Annotated in this window: 11 protein-coding genes; 7 read left to right on the forward strand and 4 right to left on the reverse strand. The window is 71.3% G+C overall.

Annotated elements, in window-relative coordinates; translation table 11 throughout:
- Positions 1 to 7: 7 nt before the first annotated feature.
- The 3 genes from ACIQ9E_RS04485 (at position 8) to ACIQ9E_RS04495 (ending at position 7,993) form a co-directional block, all read left to right on the forward strand.
- A complete protein-coding gene (locus ACIQ9E_RS04485; RefSeq protein WP_403701827.1) occupies positions 8 to 1,153 on the forward strand; it encodes a Fis family transcriptional regulator in 1,146 nt (381 codons plus the stop codon).
- The gene (locus ACIQ9E_RS04490) at positions 1,146 to 4,838 is read left to right on the forward strand and encodes a signal recognition particle (RefSeq protein ID WP_403701830.1); all 3,693 of its coding nucleotides are present in this window, start codon (positions 1,146 to 1,148) and stop codon (positions 4,836 to 4,838) included. The genes ACIQ9E_RS04485 and ACIQ9E_RS04490 overlap by 8 nt, the downstream gene beginning before the upstream one ends.
- Positions 4,839 to 4,930: 92 nt before the next feature.
- Positions 4,931 to 7,993, forward strand: a complete 3,063-nt coding sequence (locus ACIQ9E_RS04495; protein WP_403701832.1) for a pPIWI_RE module domain-containing protein — start codon at positions 4,931 to 4,933, stop codon at positions 7,991 to 7,993.
- 4 nt (positions 7,994 to 7,997) lie between these two features.
- Here the strand turns inward: ACIQ9E_RS04495 and ACIQ9E_RS04500 are convergent, their stop codons facing one another.
- A complete protein-coding gene (locus tag ACIQ9E_RS04500; RefSeq protein WP_403701834.1) occupies positions 7,998 to 10,640 on the reverse strand; it encodes an ATP-binding protein in 2,643 nt (880 codons plus the stop codon).
- 381 nt (positions 10,641 to 11,021) lie between these two features.
- Here ACIQ9E_RS04500 and ACIQ9E_RS04505 point away from each other — a divergent pair, with 381 nt between their 5' ends.
- On the forward strand, positions 11,022 to 11,246 hold the full coding sequence (locus tag ACIQ9E_RS04505) for a hypothetical protein (protein ID WP_403701837.1): 225 nt from the start codon (positions 11,022 to 11,024) through the stop codon (positions 11,244 to 11,246).
- A 400-nt stretch (positions 11,247 to 11,646) separates the two neighbouring features.
- Here the strand turns inward: ACIQ9E_RS04505 and ACIQ9E_RS04510 are convergent, their stop codons facing one another.
- Positions 11,647 to 12,612 (reverse strand): helix-turn-helix domain-containing protein, encoded by a 966-nt coding sequence (locus ACIQ9E_RS04510; protein WP_403701840.1) that lies wholly within the window; start codon positions 12,610 to 12,612, stop codon positions 11,647 to 11,649.
- A 356-nt stretch (positions 12,613 to 12,968) separates the two neighbouring features.
- On the opposite strand from ACIQ9E_RS04510, the gene ACIQ9E_RS04515 reads away from it, so the two are divergent.
- A complete protein-coding gene (locus tag ACIQ9E_RS04515; RefSeq protein ID WP_403701843.1) occupies positions 12,969 to 13,640 on the forward strand; it encodes a GntR family transcriptional regulator in 672 nt (223 codons plus the stop codon).
- A 3-nt stretch (positions 13,641 to 13,643) separates the two neighbouring features.
- Here the strand turns inward: ACIQ9E_RS04515 and ACIQ9E_RS04520 are convergent, their stop codons facing one another.
- Together ACIQ9E_RS04520 and ACIQ9E_RS04525 are read right to left on the reverse strand one after the other, a co-directional pair.
- Positions 13,644 to 14,546, reverse strand: coding sequence for a hypothetical protein (locus tag ACIQ9E_RS04520; RefSeq protein ID WP_403701846.1), 903 nt, complete (start codon positions 14,544 to 14,546; stop codon positions 13,644 to 13,646).
- Between the two features lie 50 nt (positions 14,547 to 14,596).
- On the reverse strand, positions 14,597 to 15,517 hold the full coding sequence (locus ACIQ9E_RS04525) for a hypothetical protein (protein WP_403701849.1): 921 nt from the start codon (positions 15,515 to 15,517) through the stop codon (positions 14,597 to 14,599).
- Here ACIQ9E_RS04525 and ACIQ9E_RS04530 point away from each other — a divergent pair.
- Positions 15,487 to 15,945: a hypothetical protein gene (locus tag ACIQ9E_RS04530; RefSeq protein ID WP_403701852.1), complete on the forward strand. Its 459-nt coding sequence runs from the start codon at positions 15,487 to 15,489 to the stop codon at positions 15,943 to 15,945. The two genes, ACIQ9E_RS04525 and ACIQ9E_RS04530, sit on opposite strands and share 31 nt — an antisense overlap.
- A gap of 343 nt (positions 15,946 to 16,288) precedes the next feature.
- Positions 16,289 to 19,636, forward strand: a complete 3,348-nt coding sequence (locus ACIQ9E_RS04535; RefSeq protein ID WP_403701855.1) for a S8 family peptidase — start codon at positions 16,289 to 16,291, stop codon at positions 19,634 to 19,636.
- Positions 19,637 to 19,826 lie beyond the last annotated feature (190 nt).

Genomic DNA, 19,826 nt, shown 5'->3' on the forward strand with positions numbered 1-19,826 from the left:
TTCGTCCTTGCACCCCTCGGAAACAACGACCGACTGGGAGAACGAGCCCGGTGCGGAGCTGGTACGGCTCCTGGCCCGTGCCGTCGTGGCCCTGGAGGACATCACCGAACTGTCGTCCTTCCGCCTCCCCTATCCGCCCGTCGTCCATCAGGCGCTGAACCGCACGGCTCTCGTCTGTCTGCTGCGCCGGGCCGAGCCGCCGCGCTCCGTCCCTGAACTGCTCAGCTGGTGCCGGGACCGTCCGCTGTCCGGCTGGCTTCTGGACCTCCCGGCGGACGCTGCGGGGCCTGCCGACCGGTTGCTGGACGAACACACCGGACTGCCGACGGAACTCGTACGCGAGTGGTGGGCGCACCGGACCGACGCCCCAGGACACCTGCATCACCAGGACGTCCTGCGCTGGGCGCTGCAGAGGTGCCGGAGCCTCGGGCCCGAGTCGTACGGCGCATTCCGCAGACTCCTGGTCGAACACCCCGTACTCACCCATACGGAGTGGTTCAAGGTGATCAGCAACCCTGCGCTGGTGGGGCTGCCGGAGCTGCTCGAAAGCATCTACCAGCCCGTTCCCTCCTGCTTTGTGCGCCCCGGGCGGGGGTGTGCGCAGTGCCGGCGCTGCGGCACCCTCCTGACACCCGTGGGCGACGCCGACTGGTGGTGCGAACGCGACTACTGCCGCAGTGAGAGCAGGGAACCCCCGATCGACCGGATCATCCCGCCCGAACAGTGCACGGGTCTGGTGCAGCTGGACCGGCCGCTGCGCCAGTTCGTGACCTGGCCCGGCCGGATCGCGCGCGGACTGCGGAAGCACCTCACCCGACTCGGCGCAACGGTGACGATGTGGCCGACCACGGAGGCGTACCTCATGAGGGTGGGACTCCCCGACGGCCGTATCTGGGCCGTCGACATCAAGGACCGGGCCCATCCCGCGCTGCTGGGCCGTACCCCCGCACCGGCTCCGGCGGGGCCTTCGCACCACGAGACGCTCTGGATGGTGCCCGAGCACCGGGTTCTGGCCCGGCCGGACTATCTCGCTGTCTTCCACCGCAACCATCCCCGTCCGGCGAGCGGGTTCTGCCTGCTGCCGGAGGGCGAACTACTGCTCCGTGCGGAGCGGCACATCAGGGAATCCGGAGGAGGGCCGGCCGATGCGTGACCGTGATGCCTGGCACCGGGAGGTCACCAAGAACCTCACGGGCTGGAGCGAGGTACTGGCCGAGCAGCCCGATGTGAAACCGGTGCAACTGGCCCAGGTGGAACTGGCCCTCAGACTCCTCCAGCGGCTGGATCCCTCCCGGCCTGCCCGGGACGCCTGGGTCCTGCTCGGCGGCTACCCTTTCGCCCGCGCTGCCGGGATCCCGGTACGGGAGCAGGAGGAGATCATGCTCACGGCGGCCCGGCATCGGCTCTGGACACTGCGCCGGCACCGCCTGTGGGAGCAGTATCTGGAGATCTACCGGCAGCTCCCGCAGCGGCTGCGCGGCTATCGGGTGACGGATGGGAACGGTGCGTTCCGCCAGGTCGTTCCGGCAGTCGCGCCCTGGCGGTTCCAGCACTACGACGCCGCGCTGGACGGCGTCCCGGGCTTCGCGACCCGGTCGTTGAAGCTCGCCGGGGCAGGCCGGCACTCCTTCGTCGACCGTGGCCGGGTGGGGTCGGTGACCCTGCCCCCCGAGCTGATCGGCGGACCGGTTCCCGGCCATCCGCTGTCCGGCGGCGACCGGCGGGCCTCGGGTGCGTTGCCCGTACCCCGTCAGGAGCTGGCCGCCGCGGCGCTCTGGATGGACGGGCTCGTCGAGGGCGACTGGTCCGACCGGCTGGCCGAGCTGGAGCTGGCGGTCCGGGACGGGGACGGATTCCGCGACGGCGGCGAACTCTGCCTGGACGAGCTGGTGCACCTCGTGGGCATGGTGGGGGCCGGCAAATCGACCCTGATGATCCTCATCGCCGTCTGGGCCGCCACCCGGGACCGGTGGAATCCCGGTGCGCCGACCCTGCGGACCACCCTGGTCGTCGGTGACGTGGCCGAGCAGCTCCGGCTGGTCGACACCTTCCGGGCCCTCGGACTGCGCGCCGTACCGCTCCTCGGGCCGACCACTCGGGAGGCGCACGTCCAGCGGCTGCACCGGCGGCTGGCCTCCCAGGGTGAGCACCGGCTGCTGCTGCACGATGCCGCGGGCTTCGACTTCCTCAGCACCGTCTGTGTCGTGGACGCCCTGCGCGAGGAGCAGGCGCAGCCGCTCCGTTACGCGGACGGACCGTGTACCGGGCTCTATCCGAAGGCGCCGGACCCGGGCGCGGACGACGGGGGCGGTGAACCCGGCGGGTCCGGGAAGGATCCCGGCCGAGCGCCCTCGTACCACCCGGCCGGTCGCCGCGGGCGGAACGAGTCCCCGCCGGACGACCGGCCCGAGACGGCCCTCCTCGGCACCTCCGCCGGATGTCCGCTCTGGAGCGACTGCCCCCGGCACGGCGTGGCCCGGGACCAGGTGGAGGCGGAGATCTGGGTCGCCAACCCGTGGAGTCTGGTCTCGTCGTCCGTACCCGCGCATCTCAACGAGGAACGGATCCGGCAGCTGGAACTCACCTGTCTGCGCTCCGATATCGTCGTCGTGGACGAGGCCGACCGGGTACAGATGATCTTCGATCGGATCTTCGCCCCGTCGGCCACCCTCGTCACTCAGGGGTTGGCGGAGTCCTGGCTGGACCAGGTCCAGACGAAGAAGATCGACGAACTGGCCCAGCAGGGCAGACTCCAGCTCACGGATCGGGATATCGCGGGCTGGGACGCGGCGCTGGGCATCGTCGCGGCCGCCACCAACCGGATCTACGCTCTGCTGATCGCGGATCCTGCGCTCCGCACATGGGTGGACATCGACTACTTCAACACCTGGACACTTCAGGAGAAACTCCTCTCCGAATGGTTTCCGACCCGGCGCTCCGCCGACGATCCCGACGCCACACCCGACGAGCGGCTGCTCTACGAAGAGGACGAAGAGGACGGACAGACGGAGGAGGGCCAGGAGGTCTCGCCCGGCATACCGGGCGAGGAGCCCTGGGCGGAGCGGCGCGACCAGGTCCAGACACTCCTCGACCGGGTGCGGGACGATCCGCTGGGGAACGACGGGAGCTACGAGGGCGATATCCGGCTGCTGCTGGAGTGTGTCAACGACCTGCTGCACGGGCTGGACGAGCGGCGGGCCCGCGCCCGTGTGCTGAAACTGCTCGACCGGCTGTTGCAGGGTTCACCCGCCGTCGACGGTCCGGCCGACCGTCCGCAGCGTGGTGACACCGGCGATCCGGCCGATGTCCTCGGCTCCGAGGCATGGCTCAAACGCTCGGTGCGCAGGCTCTCCTTCACACTCCTCCTCTACGCGCTGGAGCGACGGCTCGACCGGTTGACCCGGTTGTGGCCCCAGGTGGAGGCGGCGCTGCATCTGGATGCCACGGGGAACGAGCTGTCCCGTAAACCGCCGCTGGACTACGCGCCGCTCATCCCCGAGGCCCCGATGGGGAACGTGCTGGGGTTCCAGTACCTCGTCGACAAGTTCGACCACTCCCCGGGCCAGGACGGACTGCTGAGCGGCACCCTGCGCTTCTTCCGCTGCGCCGGGATCGGCCGGGAACTCCTGCTGGGGCTGCCCCGTCTCGGCAACGGTGGCGGCCCGCCGCGGCCGGACGGCCCCCGGGTCCTGCTGATGTCGGGCACGAGTTGGGCGGGCACCTCCACCAGGGCCCATGTGCTCGCCCCCGTACAAGTCGTCCTCAAACCGAACGAGAAGGCCCGGGACGCGATCCGGCAGACGGTGTTCCGGACGGGCTTCCTCTTCGAACCGGAGACCCGTAGGCCGCTGACCCTGTCGGGGCAGCGGCTGGAGAACCGGTCGACGGCGCTGGCCCAGATGATCCGACGGCTGGCGGAGCGGCCACGGCCGGGGATGACGAGTCCTCTGGAGGACGAACTCAAGGAGATCACCGACCCGCAGCGGAAGCGGGCGCTCCTGCTGGTCGGCAGCTATCGGGACGCAACGGCGGCGGCGGAGCAACTGCATGCGGTCAAGCGCTGGCAGGGCCGGGTACGGGTACTGACGGCCGACGACGCGGAACTCGACGAGCCGCCACCGGCCACGGCCGACGACAGCACCGCGGTCACCTCGGTGCGCCGCGGCGACCTGGCCTCCTTCGCCGAGGATCCCGAGGCTCAACTGCTGGTGGCCCCGCTGCTGGCGGTGGAACGCGGTCACAACATCCTCAACAAGCAGGGCAAGGCCGCCTTCGGGACGGTGCTCTTCCTCTCCCGTCCCCATCCCCGGCCCGACGACCTCTATCTGTCGGTCTTCGCGATCAACGACTGGGCCACCCGTTTCGTCCGGGACCGGCCCGATGTCAACGGGGGAACCTTCAGCGGTCTCGTGGCCCACGCCGCCGGACTGGACGAGGCCGGGCAGGAGTTCCGGCGGAAGGCCCGGGGGGAGTGGCGTCGGCTGGTCTCCCGCCGCTACGTCTACTCACGGCTGGAAGAGCACGAGAAGGAGTCGTTCGCCTGGGACCAGCTGGTCACCCTCTGGCAGGTGATCGGCCGCCTGGTCCGCGGCGGCGTGCCGGCCCGGGTGGTCTTCGTCGACGCCGCTTTCGCCCCCGACCTCGCGGCCGAGCAGGCAGGAGGAGGCGCATCACGGCGCCCGCGGCGCGAGCCGGGACTGCTGGTCCGGCTGCGCCGGGTCCTGGAGCCGTACTTCACCGAACACCGCGGTTCGGACGCCGAACTGGTTCGCACCCTGTACGAACCGCTGTACAAGGCGCTGGTGGAGCTGCACGTCACCCCGGCGCCCCCGCCCTGAACCGGCCACGGCGGACCGCTGTCCCCCGCCGGGGTGGCCGGTGGTGGTACCCGGCCGTTCTCCGTCCCAGCCAGTCTCCGCGAAGGACCTTCATGGGAATCCCGTACACCCGCATCGCCCGATCCGCCGCCCGGCCCACCGCTGGAGCGGAGCCGCTCATCATCGGCTACCGCGCCATGCAGCGGCCCGAGCAGTGGAACACCGCACTGCTCGAACTCGTGAACCACGGGCGGGACCCGGAGGCAGCCCCTTGGCGCACCGTCCCGACCCGACGGCTCGACAGGGCCCTGACGGCCCTCTGCCCGGAGCTGTGCACCCTGCCGCGCCCGACCGGAGCCGAACCCGGTGATCCGGCCCACGACTACTGGTTCCTCGTTCCCCGGGACATCCCCGACCCCCTCCCGCCGGAAGCCCTGGAAGGCATGCTCAACCTCTGGGTGGCGACCCTCCCGGGGACCGGCGCACCCCGGCAGGTCGCGGATGCCTTGCGTGCGCTGCGCAGCGCCCCGCCCGTCTGGCGCGATACGGAGCTGGACCTGTTCGGCTGCCCCACGAGCGAAGGCGGTACAGCTCTGCCCCGGCCGTACCAGTACCGCCTGGCCATGGACTGGCTTGCACGGCGTATCGAACAACTCCCCCCGTACGCATCGGGCGGGGAACTGCTGCACTTCCACGCCGTACCCCGGGGCCCGGCCGACCGCGGCGCCGAGCTGATGTCCCAGCCTTTGCGGCACGAAGCCGGGGGCAAGGTCTGGTGGTGGTCGGTGGTGATCCGGCTGTCGCTGCACTCCGTTCCCTTCGATCCCCTGCCGCGGGTCCACTTCTCCTTCGGAGTACGGCGCTGGGCGACTCACCCCTCCCGCACCACGGGTCGGCTGTACCTCCCGCCCGGCCGCCGTACCTCGGTCTATTTGCGTTGTCCGGTGCCCTGGCTGCCCGGTGCCCCGCTCACCGGCCGCTTTACGATCGCCCGGCTGGAGTGGGCCCGCGACCGCGGCTCCCATGTCTGGCACGAGAACGATCCGGCCGGACTGCTCAGGCCCCTCACCGCGAACCAGCCCTCGCCGCTGCCGTCCCCCGAGGAGTTGCTCACCGAACCGGCCGCGCGCTTGGGCGAGGGACCCGGAGTACGCGCTGCCGTCGTCCACAGCGCCGCCATGGGGACGCACGCCGTGGAGCGCGGCTTCATGTCCCACCAGCGTTCCCAGCTCTTCGACTGGGTACGGGGGGCGCTCCCGGCTCAGCTGGTGGCCGTACCCGATCTCGGGCGCAGCACCGTCGGAGACCATCAACCGCACAACCGTCCGTCCCGGCAGCAGGCGGACGAGGCCGAGCTGGCGCGCACCGCGGAGGACCGGCGCACCGCCCTTGCCTCCGCGATGTCCTTCCTCGCCGATGAAGGGTACGGAGACCATCCGGTGGACCCCTCACGGCCGGCGGTGCTGACGCTGCGTCTGGTGTGGACCACCCATCGCATGCGGCGCGAGGCGATCGCCGCTCTGGCCTCGGTTCTCGGCCTCAAGGGCGACGGTGGTGATCCGGAGCACGCAACCGGGTCCGCACCGGGATCCGGTGCCGATGGCGACGGGGAGGCGGAAGCGGCCTACGACAACGCTGCCCCGGGCACCCCCGTGGTCCTGGAGTGGCACACCCCCGAGCTGACGGTGCACCTGCGCTGTCTTCCCTCGGCCGGTCTGGGCGACGGGCTCGCCGTGGGCACGGGCCGCACGGTCCGGGAGTCGTTCGTCAAGGGTGTGATGGAGCGGCGGCGAACCGTCGCGCAGTGGCTCACGGCGGACGGTGCCCTGCCGGACCGTCCGGCCCTCGCGGTCGTCGAGATCGACCAGGGCGTGTTCGGCACCGAACTCGCCGATCCGAAGTACGCCCTGCGGTTGGGCTGCGCCGACGCCGGTGTGGTGACCCAGTTCGTGCTGGTACCCCGCCGGGGCCGGCAGAACGGCAAGGCGTACAACACCGAGCGGAGCGCCGCGCACCGGGCGCGGATGAGCTGGCTCGACGGGTTCCGGCAGCTGGGGGTCCGGGTGCTGCCGGAGCATTCGCTCGGCGGGCTGCTGCCCGAGGGTCTGCGGTACGCCGCGGTCTGGGCGGTGAAGCGCCGCGGTGACGGACCCACCCGTACGGCGCTGCGCCATCCGCTGCCCGTCGCGCTCCTCATGACGCCCGAGGGCAGTGGCGGCGGTCGGGCCCGGATTCACGGCTGGGATCTGGAGCGGGCCGACTGGGTGCCCTATCCGGCGATGCTGGTCCGTCTGACCCGGAGCACGGGGCCAGAGCGTCTGAAGGAGTTCGCCGCAGATCTGAACGCCACGGATCCGACCGTCACGGACCCGGATCCGGGAGCGGAGACGGAACCGGAGACGGATCCCGGGTCCGGTGCCGCGGCGGAGGACGGCGACAGCGGCGAGGCGCCGCGGAAGGCGGAGGGCGACCTCGGCGGAGTCCGGCTCCGGGAGGAGCAACGGCGGGCCATGGAGGGTTTCCTCCAGCATGTTCTGCCGACGCTGCGTTCGGCCCCGACGGTGCTGTTCGTGCACGCCCAGAACCTCCGGTCGCTCTGGACCTGGGTCCAGGACGGCCGGGTCGGCCGCGATCTGCTCAGGTCCGGACCGGCACCGGCCTCGGGCCTCGACCCGGATCTGCGGCTGGTCCGAATCCGGGACGGAGGCGGCGACGCTCATGAGACCCCGGGCTGGTGGGGTACGGATCACCCCGGCGGGGTCAACGGACTGAGCGCCGGCCTCTGGGGTCCCGACCCGGCCACGGTCGACAGGAGCGGCAAGGATGCCCGTGTCTTCTACAGCACGACGGAAAAGGCCGTGCAGTTCGGACAGAGCGCGGTCCGGGCGGACAAGCTGGCCCCGCGTCCAGTCACCCAGGGGCCGAGGAAGGGCGAACTGGTCCTGGACACGGAAGTGCCCGCCTGGAATCCGCATCTGGCCGAGATCGCCGTGCTCGGCTGCCACCGCCAGGACGGGGACGAGCCCGCGGCCTACGCCCTCCTCGCCCATCAGCTCCGGCAGGCGGCCGACTACCAGGACGCCCTGGCCAAACCCCTTCCGCTGCACCTTGCCGAGAAGGCGGAGGAGTACGTACTGCCGCTGCCCCCGCGGGCGGAAGCCGCCGACACCCCCTGAGGAGTCAGAATCGCCGCCTGATCCGCTCCACGGCTCCGGCGATATCGCGCTCTCCCAGCTCCTGCAGCAGAAGCCGGGCCCGTTCCAGGGCTCCTTCCGACTCCTCGGGACGATTCGCCCTTTCCAGCGCTTCGGCGAGCCGGATCAGCGATCCGGCCTCCCGGCTCGGATAGGCGAGGGAGCGGTAGAGACCGACGGCCGCGGTGAAGTCGTCGACGGCCGCTCCGTGTTCCTCCTTCGCCCGGCGGATCCGGCCCATGCTGTGGAGCACATGGGCCCGGCCGTTGACGTCGTCCGTCCCGTGCAGCACCGCGAGCGCCCGGAGGCAGTGCTCAAGGCCCTCGTCGTATTGCCCGAGGTCATGGCGGACATTCCCCAGCCCGCAGAGTGCCGCTCCCTTGCCCAAACGGTCCCCCAGGTTCTCGAAGACGGCGAGGGCGGCACGGAACTGCGCCTCCGCCTCGGCGGGCGCGCCCCTCTCCCGCAACAGCACACCGAGGGCGTATTGGCTCAGGGCCGCGCTGAAGGCGTCCCCGTCGCGTTCGCTCAGCAGGACGGCGGAGCGGAGTTGCCGTGCCGCCTGACCGCCCTCGCCCAGGCCGCGGTGGGTACCGGCGAGCATCCGGTGGATCATGGCGACATCGGCCGGATCGGCGGCCCGCTCCGCGGCCTCCCGGGCGTGGTTCAACTGCCCGAGCGCATCCAGATAGCGGTTCGTACGCCATTGGAACGTCACCATCGTCATGGGAAGGAGCCAGGTAAAGCGGTCGAGCCCGTGATCGCGGGCCATCCGGACCGCGGCCGTCAGCGTCGGGTACTCCGCCTCGAACCACTTCATGGCCGCCGCGGCGTCCTGGGGAGCGACGACCGTACCCCTGCGCGGCTCGTCGATGGGCAGCCGCCGGTCCGGGTCCAGCCGCCGGTCACAGGACCAGGCGTTGTGCAGCAGGAAGGAGAGCATGCCGTCCGCCACGGCGGCTCGTTCGTTGTCGTCCCGCCGACCGGCCATCTCACGGGCGTAGAGGCGGATCAGATCGTGCAGCGAATAACGCTCGTCCGCAGGCTCGTCCACCAGGTGCATCCGGGTCAGGCCTTCGAGCGCACCACCCGTGCATCCCGTGTCGTCGAGGGCGATGGCCCGGACGGCCGCGTGACTGATGGTCGGGCCAGGATGCACCGCGAGCTGCCAGAAGAGCTGCGCCTGAGGCGGCGGCAGCCGGCCGTGGGTGGTCTCCAGCACCATGCGTACGCTGAGATTATCGGTGCCGAGATCCAGGGAACGCAGTCTGGTGCTCTCCCGGCAGAGGTCACGGACGATATCCGCGATCGCCGCGGGCCGGTGTTCCGCGATCCGCGCGGCGATGATGGTCAGCGCGAGGGGTTGACCGCCGCAGTGCTTGATCACGTCGTCGGTGAAGGGGGCGGCCATCCCCATGCGCTCGTCACCGAGCCTTGCCCTGAGCAGCGCCGCCGATGCGGCGTGGTCCAAGGTCTCGATGGTCACCAGCTCGGCGCCTTCCCTGATCGCCAGTCCGTGCAGGTGACGGCGGCTGGTGACGATCGCCGCACTGGCTCCCGGTCCTGGCAGCAGATGCCGGACGTGCTCCTCGTCGCAGGCGTTGTCCAGCACGATGAGAACGGCGCGGTCCGCGAGGGCGGCCCGGTACGCGGCGACCATGCCGTCCTCCGTGGGAGTGGTGGGGCGGACTCCCAGGTCGTTCAGGAATCGCGCCAGAATGCGCCAGTGTGTTTCCTTTTTCACCAGTGAGTAGCCGCGCAGATCGGCGTAGAGGATCCCGTCGGGAAAGTGCCGTTCGAGACCGTTTGCCGTACGGACCGCGAGAAAGGTCTTCCCGATCCCCGGCTTGCCGCTGATCGCGACAATGCGACTACGCCCTGGAGTGTTTCCGGAAAGGACCTGTTCGATCCGTTCCTGTTCCGTACGGCGTCCGATCAGATCGGCGGCCGCGGCAGGAAGCTGGCGGGGTTTCGACCGGAATGGGCCCGGCGCGGCCCCGGCGGGCCTGGTATTCGCCTCTTCGCCCTGTGCCGTATCGGCAAGCAGGAGATGTGTCGTGGATCGGCTGAAACGCGTCTCCCAGCGGCCGAGCAGCGGAGCTATGAGGTCCTCCCGGCGGAGTTGACGCAGCGCCCTGACGTTCAGGGCCAGCAGCCTCTCACTGTCCGGCCAGTATCCGAGAGCCGTTTCGACACGTTCCAGTGCGGATTCCGCCTCATGGCAGTCCAGCTCGGCCTGGACGCAGGAGACGGTGAGTTCCCTGAGATCGGTGACGAGGTCGGACCGCTTCCGCGCAAACCTCTCACCGGGCAGGTCCTCCAGCGGCGTACCCCTCACTTCGGCGAGTGCCGACCGCAGAGCCTCGCACCGCACCTGTACGTTCTCCGAGGCTCGGGCGGCCTCTCGGAACCCCTGAAAGCGCAGGAGGTCGACGCTCTTCGGATCGACCCGGATCCGGCAGGATCCGCGCTCGTTCTCCTGGGAGATCTCCGGTACCGAGAGCCGGAGCTGATGAAAGCACTGACGGATCCGGCCGGGATTCGGCTTCTCGTCCCAGGGCCAGAGGTAGCGCATCAGAACCTGGTGCGAAACATGATGTCCGGGCGTCAGTAACAGTACGGTCAGCATCTGCAAGGGTTTCGGTTTCAACTGAACCGGGCTGCCACCACGCAGCACACCAACCGGCCCCAGTACACGAAATTCCACGGTCCTCAGCTCCAAGTGTCGGCACGGAGTGCCACCGCACATGTCCGTCTGCGGCAAAGAGTCTGCCACCCCGCCCGAGATACCGACTAACGGTCAACTAACGCTCAGAACTTGGCGAATTCAGAGACGATCTGCCAATCTTCGGTCACTCCCCCAGCGCACCGGGCAGAAGGCCGGACAGGCCCCGCCTGCAAAACCTTCATACGGGTCGGCCCTTCGGGGCGCCGCGGGGAATCCCGGGTCCGGTGATCCGTCCGAGCGATCCAGCAAACGGTCCGACAAACGATCCAACAGGAGAAGTACATGACCTTCACCCGGCACCAGAAGACCAAGACAGCGAAGAACCTGCGGGGCCCGGCCGCGGGCCGCCCGGAGGCGACCGTGCCGCCGCGCCGCCGCCGGAACCCGCGTCCGGTGCCCAAGCCGGTCCCCCAGCCGGCCGACGGACGGCTCGGGCAGGTGTGGAAGCCGGTCCGGCCGCGGGCCCAACGCATCTACGAGGCGGAGCTGCTCGCCGAGCTCGACTAGTCGGCCGGCCGTCGGCATCGTCCCGGTCGGCGGCGGTTTCCGAGAAGCGCCTTCGACCGTGGTCGAAGCCACGGTCGAAGGCGCCTACCGTCCCGCGGTCGGGGTCCCGTTCCAGGGGCCCCGGCCGCGGTCTGCTGCCCGGAGGGTGCGAAGGGCCGGGGCCCTCACGGGGCACGGTGCTGCGGCGTCCCCGGAAGGAGACGGCCTAAGGGCTGTCCCGTACCCCGGCGGGCGCGCGACGCCGGCTACGGCACTCCCCCTGGGCCTGGCGGCCCGGGTGGTACCCCCACGCTGCGTTGTCGGAATACCCGAATGCATCCAGTATGCGGATACCCCTCCGCCTTGCGATGCACCGCATCTGACGCCGCGCGCTGATCCACCGGGGATTACGGGACAGCCCTTAGCCGTGGCCGTGTCGGCGGCGGCGTTCTCCGCGCTGGGGTGGGAGTTCCGTGCGGCGGTAGGTGCCGGGGGTGGCGCCGTAGGTGGCGCGGAAGGTGCGGCTGAAGACCGACGGGTTCGTGAAGCCCCAGTGAGCCGCGATGTCCGCGATGCGGCGGGTGGCCAGTTCGGGGTCGCTCAGGTCGCGGCGGCAGCGTTCCAGCCGGCGGCGGCGGATGGTGGCCGCGACGGTGGTGCGGCGGCCTTCGAAGAGGGCGTGGAGGGTGCGGACCGAGACGCGGTGGTGGTCGGCGATCGCGGCCGGGGTGAGGCGGGGGTCGGCGAGGTTGACGTCGATGAAGTAGTCGATGCGGGTCAGCAGGGAGGTGCGGTGGGCGTCGTCGGGGAGGGTGCGCCGGCGGTCCAGGTGGTGGGCGAGGAAGGCGACGGCCAGATCCCTGGTGACCGCGTTCAGGCGTTCCGTGTCGCCGGCCCGGAGGCGGCCGCCGTGGCGGGCGATGGAGAGCAGATGGCCGCGGAGGACCTCGCCGATGCCTCCACCGCCGAGACGGGTGGCGACAAGGGCGTCGACGCGGTCCGGCGGCAGCGGCACCGAATGGCGCGGCAGCCGGAGCAGCAGATGGCGTGAACCGCTGCGGTCGGTGGTCTCCGTCTCGTACTCGTGCGAAGTGTCGAACAGCACCCAGTCCCCGGCGGTGAGGGATACGGTCCGCCGGTGTTGCGTAAGAATCGCCGATCCTGAGGTGATCAGGGCGAGTTGATAGTGCTCCGGGTCCCGCAGGCGGATCAGGGAAGAGGTCCGGAAGGTGTGCAGGGGCGTGTGCTCGAAGAGGGAGAACGCGGTGGCGCCGAGGTCGAGGGTGCCCACCCGGGCCCGGAACGTGCCGGGGTCGGGGCAGCTCAGCCGTACCGGGGCGATCAGACGGCCGACCTTATCGGCGAACCAGTCCAGACGTTCGGGCACGGGGACCATGTCCGTGCAGGTCAGTGGGATCAAAGGCACTGCCTCTCTCGCGAATCCGCGCTCCGGCCGGGGAGTGGTGTGCGCGGGCCGGCGGAGCCGGTCGTCGCGCTCTCGGGCGGCGGACGGGGCCGGTGGTCTCCGCCACGCCGCTGCACCGTCCCCGACGCTGTCACGCTACTACTCCCGTTCGGTCAACAGCCTTCTGCGGTACGGGTGATAGGGAAGGCTGGGCTCGGCGGACCCGCGGGCTTTCCCGGTGTACGGAATACTGGGCAGCGGCACACACACGGACCCACACGGACTCTGACCACTACGCACAGTTTCGGACACGACGGGCTGCCGGAAGGGCGGTTGGCGTGCGACAGCGGCGGACGGCACCTCAGAGCAAAGCCGACTATGTGTACAACGTGCTCCTCGACGATATCCGCAATGCCCGGATCCCCGGCGGTTCCCCGCTCCGGGCCGCCCCGGTCGCCGAGCGGCTCGGGGTCTCCATCACCCCCGTCCGCGAGGCCCTCCGCAGGCTGGAGAAGGACCGGCTGATCAGTTACGAGAGCCATCACGGCGCCACCGTCATCGACCTCAGCGACGAGGCGCTCGTCGAGTACTACGACGTCCGTGCCGTCGTCGAGGGGCTCGGGGCCCGGCTCGCGGCGGGGCGTATCACCGCCGAGCAGCTGGCCGGGCTGCGCGACGTCCACCGGTCGATGGTCGGGGACATCGCCGCCGGGCGGCGCGAACGCCTCGGCGAGCTGAGCCGCCATCTCCATCTCGCCATCGCGGACATCGGCGGCCCGGCCTTCCTCGGTGAGCAGGCGCGGGCCATCCGCAACAGCTACCCCGTACCGCAGGACGCGTCCCTGTGGCTGGACGACAACCATGTGCAGCGCCATATCGTCGACGCCCATGCCCGGATCCTCGACGCCGTCGAAGCGGGCGACGGCGACACCGCCGAGCGCCTCATGATCGAACATGTCCGGCTCAGCGCCGCGTACCGGATCGGGGAGCGTACCGGCCCCTTCGACTGAGGGTCAGGGGACCCTGGCCGCCGCCGTGGCGGCCAGGGCGAGGGTCCCGGCGCGGGCGGGTGCCGCCGGGCTGCCCAGATGGCTGAGGACGATCAGGCAGTTCCGGACCACGACCAGGACCAGCGTCTCCTCCACCGTCGCCGCCGCGTACTTCACCGTCACTCCGGCGTGCCACGACTTCTCCCCGATCCCGGCCGGTCCGAGGGGTGTCACGGTCTGCTGCGCCGTATCGCCGTCCGGCCAGGACAGGGTGTACGTACCGCAGCCGGCGAGCGCGCGGGCCGCGTTGTCGAGCCGGGCGCGGGCCCCGCCCTTCGGATACCAGCCCAGGACCTCCTGGAGGAAGGGCCCGCTCCGGCTCTGTGCCCACGCCGCCCGGGTCTCGACCGCTCCGGGGTGGGTCGTGCGGTTGAGTTCCAGCGCGTTGAGGTGCTGGACGCAGTCGGGGCGGCCGGCGCGGTCCGGCGGATGGCCGGGCAGTGTCGTACGGAGGTATCCGGCGGGCAGTCGGCTCGTGGGGAGGAGGGCACTGGTCAGCCCGTCTGTCGACGGCGGTGAGGGTGATGACGGCGGTGACGGAGATGGAGGAGGTGAGGACGGCTTCGGAGTCTGTGTCGGAGGCGGGGGTGCGGTCGAGGGTGGGGGCGGGGGCAGCATTGTGGATTCCGTCGCGGACGGCGGTCCACCGCTGCCCGGCGACGGGCTCCCACCGGTGGCGACGCCGCCGCTCGGCCGCGGCGGCGGGACGGGAGCGGCGGATTCGCTCGCCCGTACCCGGTCCGCTCCGTCGTCCCTGTCCCCTCCTCCCCCGCAGCCCGCCGCGGTGGCCAGCAACAGTGCCACCAGCGCGGGGACGGCCGCGGTACGGATCCGGATCCGCGCGGTCACCGGTGTGGTCGGCTGCATGATCGTCTCCTGACGGGTGATCGGTTGACGGGTGTACGGGGCACAGCCCCTCAGCGCGCATAGCGGCGCAGCAGATCGCAACGGAGGATCGCCGCCTGCTGCACATCGCTGTGCACCGGCGCGGGGTAGGAGCGCCGCAGTACGGCCGAGACCGCCCGCAGCACCGTGTCCTCGACGGCGGCGAGGAGTTCCGCCGTCTGCTTGCGGCCCGCCGGGTCCGTCCAGAGCGCCGAACGGCCCGCGTTGAGCGCCAGGCAGGCGATGAAGGGGTCCCGTACCGGCTGTCGTCCCTCCGCTTCCGGCGGCGGCAGGACCGGCAGATCGTCCAGATCGGTCACCCGCTCCTCCGAAGCCGGGGCAGGTACGGGAGGGAGGGGGGTCAGGATCGCCTCCGGCGCGGTCGGCACCGTGGATCCGAGCAGCACCCGCCGCGGGCTCGTGTCCTCCGAACCGGCCGACGGAATCCACACGGCTGCCGTGGGCAGCACGAACAGCGCGCCCGCGACGGCCGGTACGAGTCTCGGCCGCGGCCGGCCCCGGCGCAGCGCCGTCAGCGCGAACGGAGCCGGCGCGCCGAAGAGCGTCAGCCCGAACACGGCGAGGACCACGGCCGGCCGGAGGGAGACCGCGCCGCCGATACTGCCCGGGCGCAGCGCCAGTTCGGCGGCGAGCGGGACGGTGACCCCGGCGAGCAGGATCCACCAGGCGGCGACGGCCAGGCGGACCCGGCCGACGTCCCGTGCCGTGATGTGGGCCGCCTCGTGCCGGAGCAGGGCGCCGATATCGCGTTCCGGCTGGAGATGAGCCCCGGCGCCCGCGACGACACGCGGGCGGCGGGCCGTACCGTCGGCGCGGGCGCCGAGACCGAGTCCGCGACCACGACCTCGGTGGATCAGTAGAAGGGGCTGCCGCGCGCCGCCCTCGGGGATCCGTGGCGGCCGTGCCGGCCGTCGCCATGGTCGCGGGCGCATCGGTCACGGCCGGGGCGGAAGACCGTCCGGTCCGGTCCGCGGACCGGACCGAGACCCAGAAGAAGGCCCGTGCCGCCGCTCCGAAGGCCCCGGCCCCGGCGACCGGGACCCGGCGGACCGTCACCCTGATCACGGGCGACCGGGTCACCGTCGACGAGAACGGCCGGGTCGCCGGGGTCCAGCCCGCCGAGGGCCGGGAGCGGCGGCACCCCGAGTTTCCGCTGTCGCAGGTCCGGTCCGGCGAGTGGCGGACAAACGGCAGCAGTATCCACACCGTCAGCGGCGGCCGGACGGGCCGGCTGTCGACCGGCTGCACGAAGCGGTTCACCGAGGGTGAGCCGGTGTCCGTCACGGTCCGCTCCACCGCGTCGGCGGGATCTCGTTCCGCGGCGAGGTCGTCGACCGGCAGGGCAAGAAGGGGTCCGTGACCGTCATCAACGCCTATCCGGGCGGTTGAGCGGAGCCGGTCCGGCGGGCCGGCTCGGTTCATGATCACGTGATATCGGGCGGAGCCGTCGCCGACCGCGGAGGCCCCGTTCCGCCGGTCTCCCGGACCGGCCGCGCGGAGCCTTCACCTCCTCTCCCCTACCAGCCGCGCGGAGCCTTCACTTCCGGCCCGGACGGCACACCGACTCGTTACCGACCCGCTGTTGAGCGGCCCGGAAGCGTCCATGCATACTTCCGACACCGGGGGGTGAACGCGTATACGAACGTCCCCCCGCACGGGCCGGTGTCTTCGCCCGCCCGCATCGCTCCTCAGCAGGGGGAATCTTGCGCAAACCATCAAAAAAGGCGTACGCGGCAACGGTTGCCGCCGCGGCCGCCGTAGCGCTGACGGCGGGCATGACCAGCCCGGCGTCGGCCGGGAACGGAGACCGGGGCACCTCCACCACGGCGGCGGGGGCCGCCGACGCCAAGGGCAGGGCCCCGCACACCATCACGCTGATCACCGGCGACCGGGTCCTGGTGGACGACCGGGGACGGATCGTCAGCATCCAGCGCGCCAAGGGCCGTGAGGGCATACCCGTCTTCACCCGGACCCATCAGGGCCGTACCTATGTCATCCCGCGCGACGCGCGGCAGCTCATCGCGAAGGGCACCCTCGACCGGCGGCTGTTCGACATCACCGAACTGTCGAAGCCGGAGAGCCGCAAGGCCCACCGCGCCGGGCTGAAGATGATCGTCGGCTACCGGGGGGCCACTGCGGGCAAGGCGCAGGCGGATGTCCGGTCGGCCGAGGGCACCACGGTCCGCCGTACCCTGGCCACGCTCGGCGCCGACGCCGTCACCAGCGCCTCGGGCACCGCGGGCGAACTGTGGGACGCCCTCACCCGCCCCGACGGCGAAGGCTCGGCGACCGCGACGTCCGGGATCGGGCGGGTCTGGCTGGACGGTGTGCGGAAGGCGTCGCTGGACCGCAGCACCGCGCAGATCGGTGCCCCGGCCGCCTGGGCGCGGTCCCTCGACGGCACCGGTGTGAAGATCGCCGTCCTCGACACCGGTATCGACTCGACCCATCCGGATCTGGCGGGCCGGGTCGTGGCCGAGAAGAACTTCTCCGCTTCGCCGACCGCCGCCGACCGCGACGGGCACGGCACCCATGTGGCGTCCACCGCCGCCGGTACGGGGAAGAAGGACGCCCGCTTCAAGGGCGTGGCCCCCGGTGCGGAGCTGATCAACGCCAAGGTGCTCGACGACTCCGGCAGCGGTGACGACTCCGGGATCGTCGCGGGTATCGACTGGGCCGTCGCCCAGGGCGCCGGTGTGCTCAATCTGAGCCTCGGCGGCACGGACACCCCGGAGACCGACGCGCTGGAAGCGCAGATCAACAAGCTCTCCGCGGAGAAGGGCGTGCTCTTCGCCGTCGCGGCCGGGAACTTCGGCCCCGACCCGAAGTCGATCGATTCGCCCGGCAGCGCCGAGGCCGCCCTGACCGTCGGCGCCGTCGACGACAACGACAGGCTCGCCGGTTTCTCGGCGGTCGGCCCGCGCAACTGGGACGGAGGCATCAAGCCCGATGTCACCGCGCCCGGTGTGGCCACCACGGCGGCCGCCCTGGCGAACGCGCCGGGCCAGAACCCGCCCGGCTATATCTCCATGGACGGCACATCCATGGCGACCCCGCACGCCGCGGGCGCGGCCGCGCTCCTCAAGCAGAAGAACCCCGGCTGGACCGGCGCGCAGCTCAAGTCCGCGCTGATGGCTTCGGCCAAGGGCGGTGCCTACTCGGTCTTCCAGCAGGGCGCGGGCCGTATCGCCGTCGACCGGGTGCTCGACCAGACCGTCGTCGCCGAGCAGCCGAGCCTCAGCCTGGGCATCCAGCAGTGGCCGCACCACGACGACACACCGGTCACCCGCCAGCTCACCTACCGCAACTCCGGCGACGCCGACGTGGTGCTCGACCTGGCGCTGGCCAACCCCACGGGCGCCGACGGACGGCCCGCCCCGGCCGGTTTCTTCACCCTCGGCACCCGGCAGATCACCGTGCCCAAGGGCGGCACCGCCTCGGTGGACCTGACGGCCGACACCACGCTCGGCGGTACGGTCAACGGCTCGTACTCGGCCACCGTCGTCGCCTCGGGCGGCGGACAGACCGTACGCACCCCGGCCGCGGTCGACCGCGAGAGCGAGTCGTACAACGTCACCCTCAAGGGCATCGGACGCGACGGCGCGACCAGCGGCGCCTGGCAGGCCGAGCTGGTGAACCTGGCCGCGGAGGAGCATGCCTTCGCCCCCGACCTGTCGTCGGGCAGCGCCGTACTCCGGCTCCCGCGCGGCACCTACGCCCTGTCGGCCGACGCCTACGCCGACCCGGCCGACCCGGGCAAGGGCGGCGACCTGATCGACAACCCGAAGCTGACCGTCGACCGTGACACCACGGTCGTCCTGGACGGCCGGACCACCAAGCCGGTCTCCATCAAGGTCCCCGACAGCCAGGCGCAGCAGACGGCCGCGGGGATGACGTACAGCCTCGAACTGCCCGACGGTTCGGTCCTCGTCCGGGGCTACGGCTTCAAGAGCTTCGACAACGTGCGCACCGCCTACCAGGGACCGCGCTACACCGACGGCTCCCTGTCGCAGTCGTGGTACGCGAAGTGGGAGCGGGGCACCTCGGAGTACAACACCCTCTCCGGCAGCCCGGTCCAGCAGCTGGGCAACGGCTACAGCAAGGTCTACGCGTCCAAGGACCTGGCCCTGGTGAAGGCGGGCCTCGGCGCGTCCGTACCGGGCAAGCAGGGCGCCGTCCTCGCCTACGGCGAACTGCCGGACTACTCGTCGAACGATTCCGGCGTCTTCTCCGTGCAGCCCGCGGCGAGCGTGCGCCAGGTGTGGCTGTCCACCGGCGACGGCGTCCTCTGGGACATCATGGGCGGCCAGTACAAGGGGCCGGACCCCGAGGGCTTCCCGGTGTTCGAGGCCCTCTACGGCTCCGGGAACGTGCGCCGGTACGCCGCGGGAGCAACGTACACCGAGAACTTCAACGTCGGGGTGCACGGTCCGCTGGTGAACTCCTGGAGCGGGCTGGAGCGCGAGGCCAACTACCTCTACCCGTCGGTCATGCTCCTCTCCGACGGCGCGGGGCACGCGGTGGGCCAGACCGAGTACACCACCGCGATCACCAGTCTCCACCGCAACGGCACACTGCTCGGCGTGCAGAAGCGCCCCTCGGACGAAACGCTGTGGCGGGTGCCGTCGGCATCGGCCACGTACACCCTGGCGACCACGGTCAACCGCAGCCCGTCGGTGACCCGCACCGCCACCCGCGTCGACGCTTCGTGGACCTTCACCTCGGTCCGCGGCAAGAGCGCGGTGAAGCTGCCGGTCTCCACCGTCCGCTTCACGCCCGCGCTGGCGCTGGACTCCACCGCTCCGGCCGGACGGGCGCTGTCCGTGCCGGTGGTGGTGCAGGGCGGCGCGGCCGGCAGCAATCTGAAGGCGCTGACGGTCCAGGTGTCGTACGACAACGCCAAGACGTGGAAGAGCGTCGTCGTGAAGAGCGGCAAGGCGACGGTGACCAGCCCCGCGAAGGGGAAGGCGCTGACGCTGCGGGCGTTCGTCACGGACAAGAAGAACAACAAGGCGTCCGTGACGGTGCACAACGCCTGGTTCGGCAAGTGAGCACATGTTCCACCTGAGCGCGTGACGCGAGGTCACGGCTGACCCGAGAGCGGAACAGCAGCAGGCGGACGGGGCCCCCCCCCCCCCGGGGGGGGGGGGGGCCGGCCCCCGCCCCCGCCGGCCCCCCCCCCAGGCCGGGCAGAAAAACAACCCCCCCCGGGGGGGTGAGGTGCGGGTGGGGGGGGGTGGG

It is taken from the genome of Streptomyces sp. NPDC094448 (assembly GCF_044763775.1).
In the GTDB taxonomy this organism is placed as follows: Bacteria; Actinomycetota; Actinomycetes; order Streptomycetales; family Streptomycetaceae; genus Streptomyces.

Excerpts from the sequence above, each read along its gene's own strand:
- ACIQ9E_RS04500 (WP_403701834.1), bottom strand. The coding sequence starts at position 10,640 with ATGCTGACCGTACTGTTACTGACGCCCGGACATCATGTTTCGCACCAG.
- ACIQ9E_RS04520 (WP_403701846.1), bottom strand. The coding sequence starts at position 14,546 with ATGCAGCCGACCACACCGGTGACCGCGCGGATCCGGATCCGTACCGCG.
- ACIQ9E_RS04490 (WP_403701830.1), top strand. The coding sequence starts at position 1,146 with ATGCGTGACCGTGATGCCTGGCACCGGGAGGTCACCAAGAACCTCACG.
- ACIQ9E_RS04495 (WP_403701832.1), top strand. The coding sequence starts at position 4,931 with ATGGGAATCCCGTACACCCGCATCGCCCGATCCGCCGCCCGGCCCACC.
- ACIQ9E_RS04525 (WP_403701849.1), bottom strand. The coding sequence starts at position 15,517 with ATGCGCCCGCGACCATGGCGACGGCCGGCACGGCCGCCACGGATCCCC.
- ACIQ9E_RS04505 (WP_403701837.1), top strand. The coding sequence starts at position 11,022 with ATGACCTTCACCCGGCACCAGAAGACCAAGACAGCGAAGAACCTGCGG.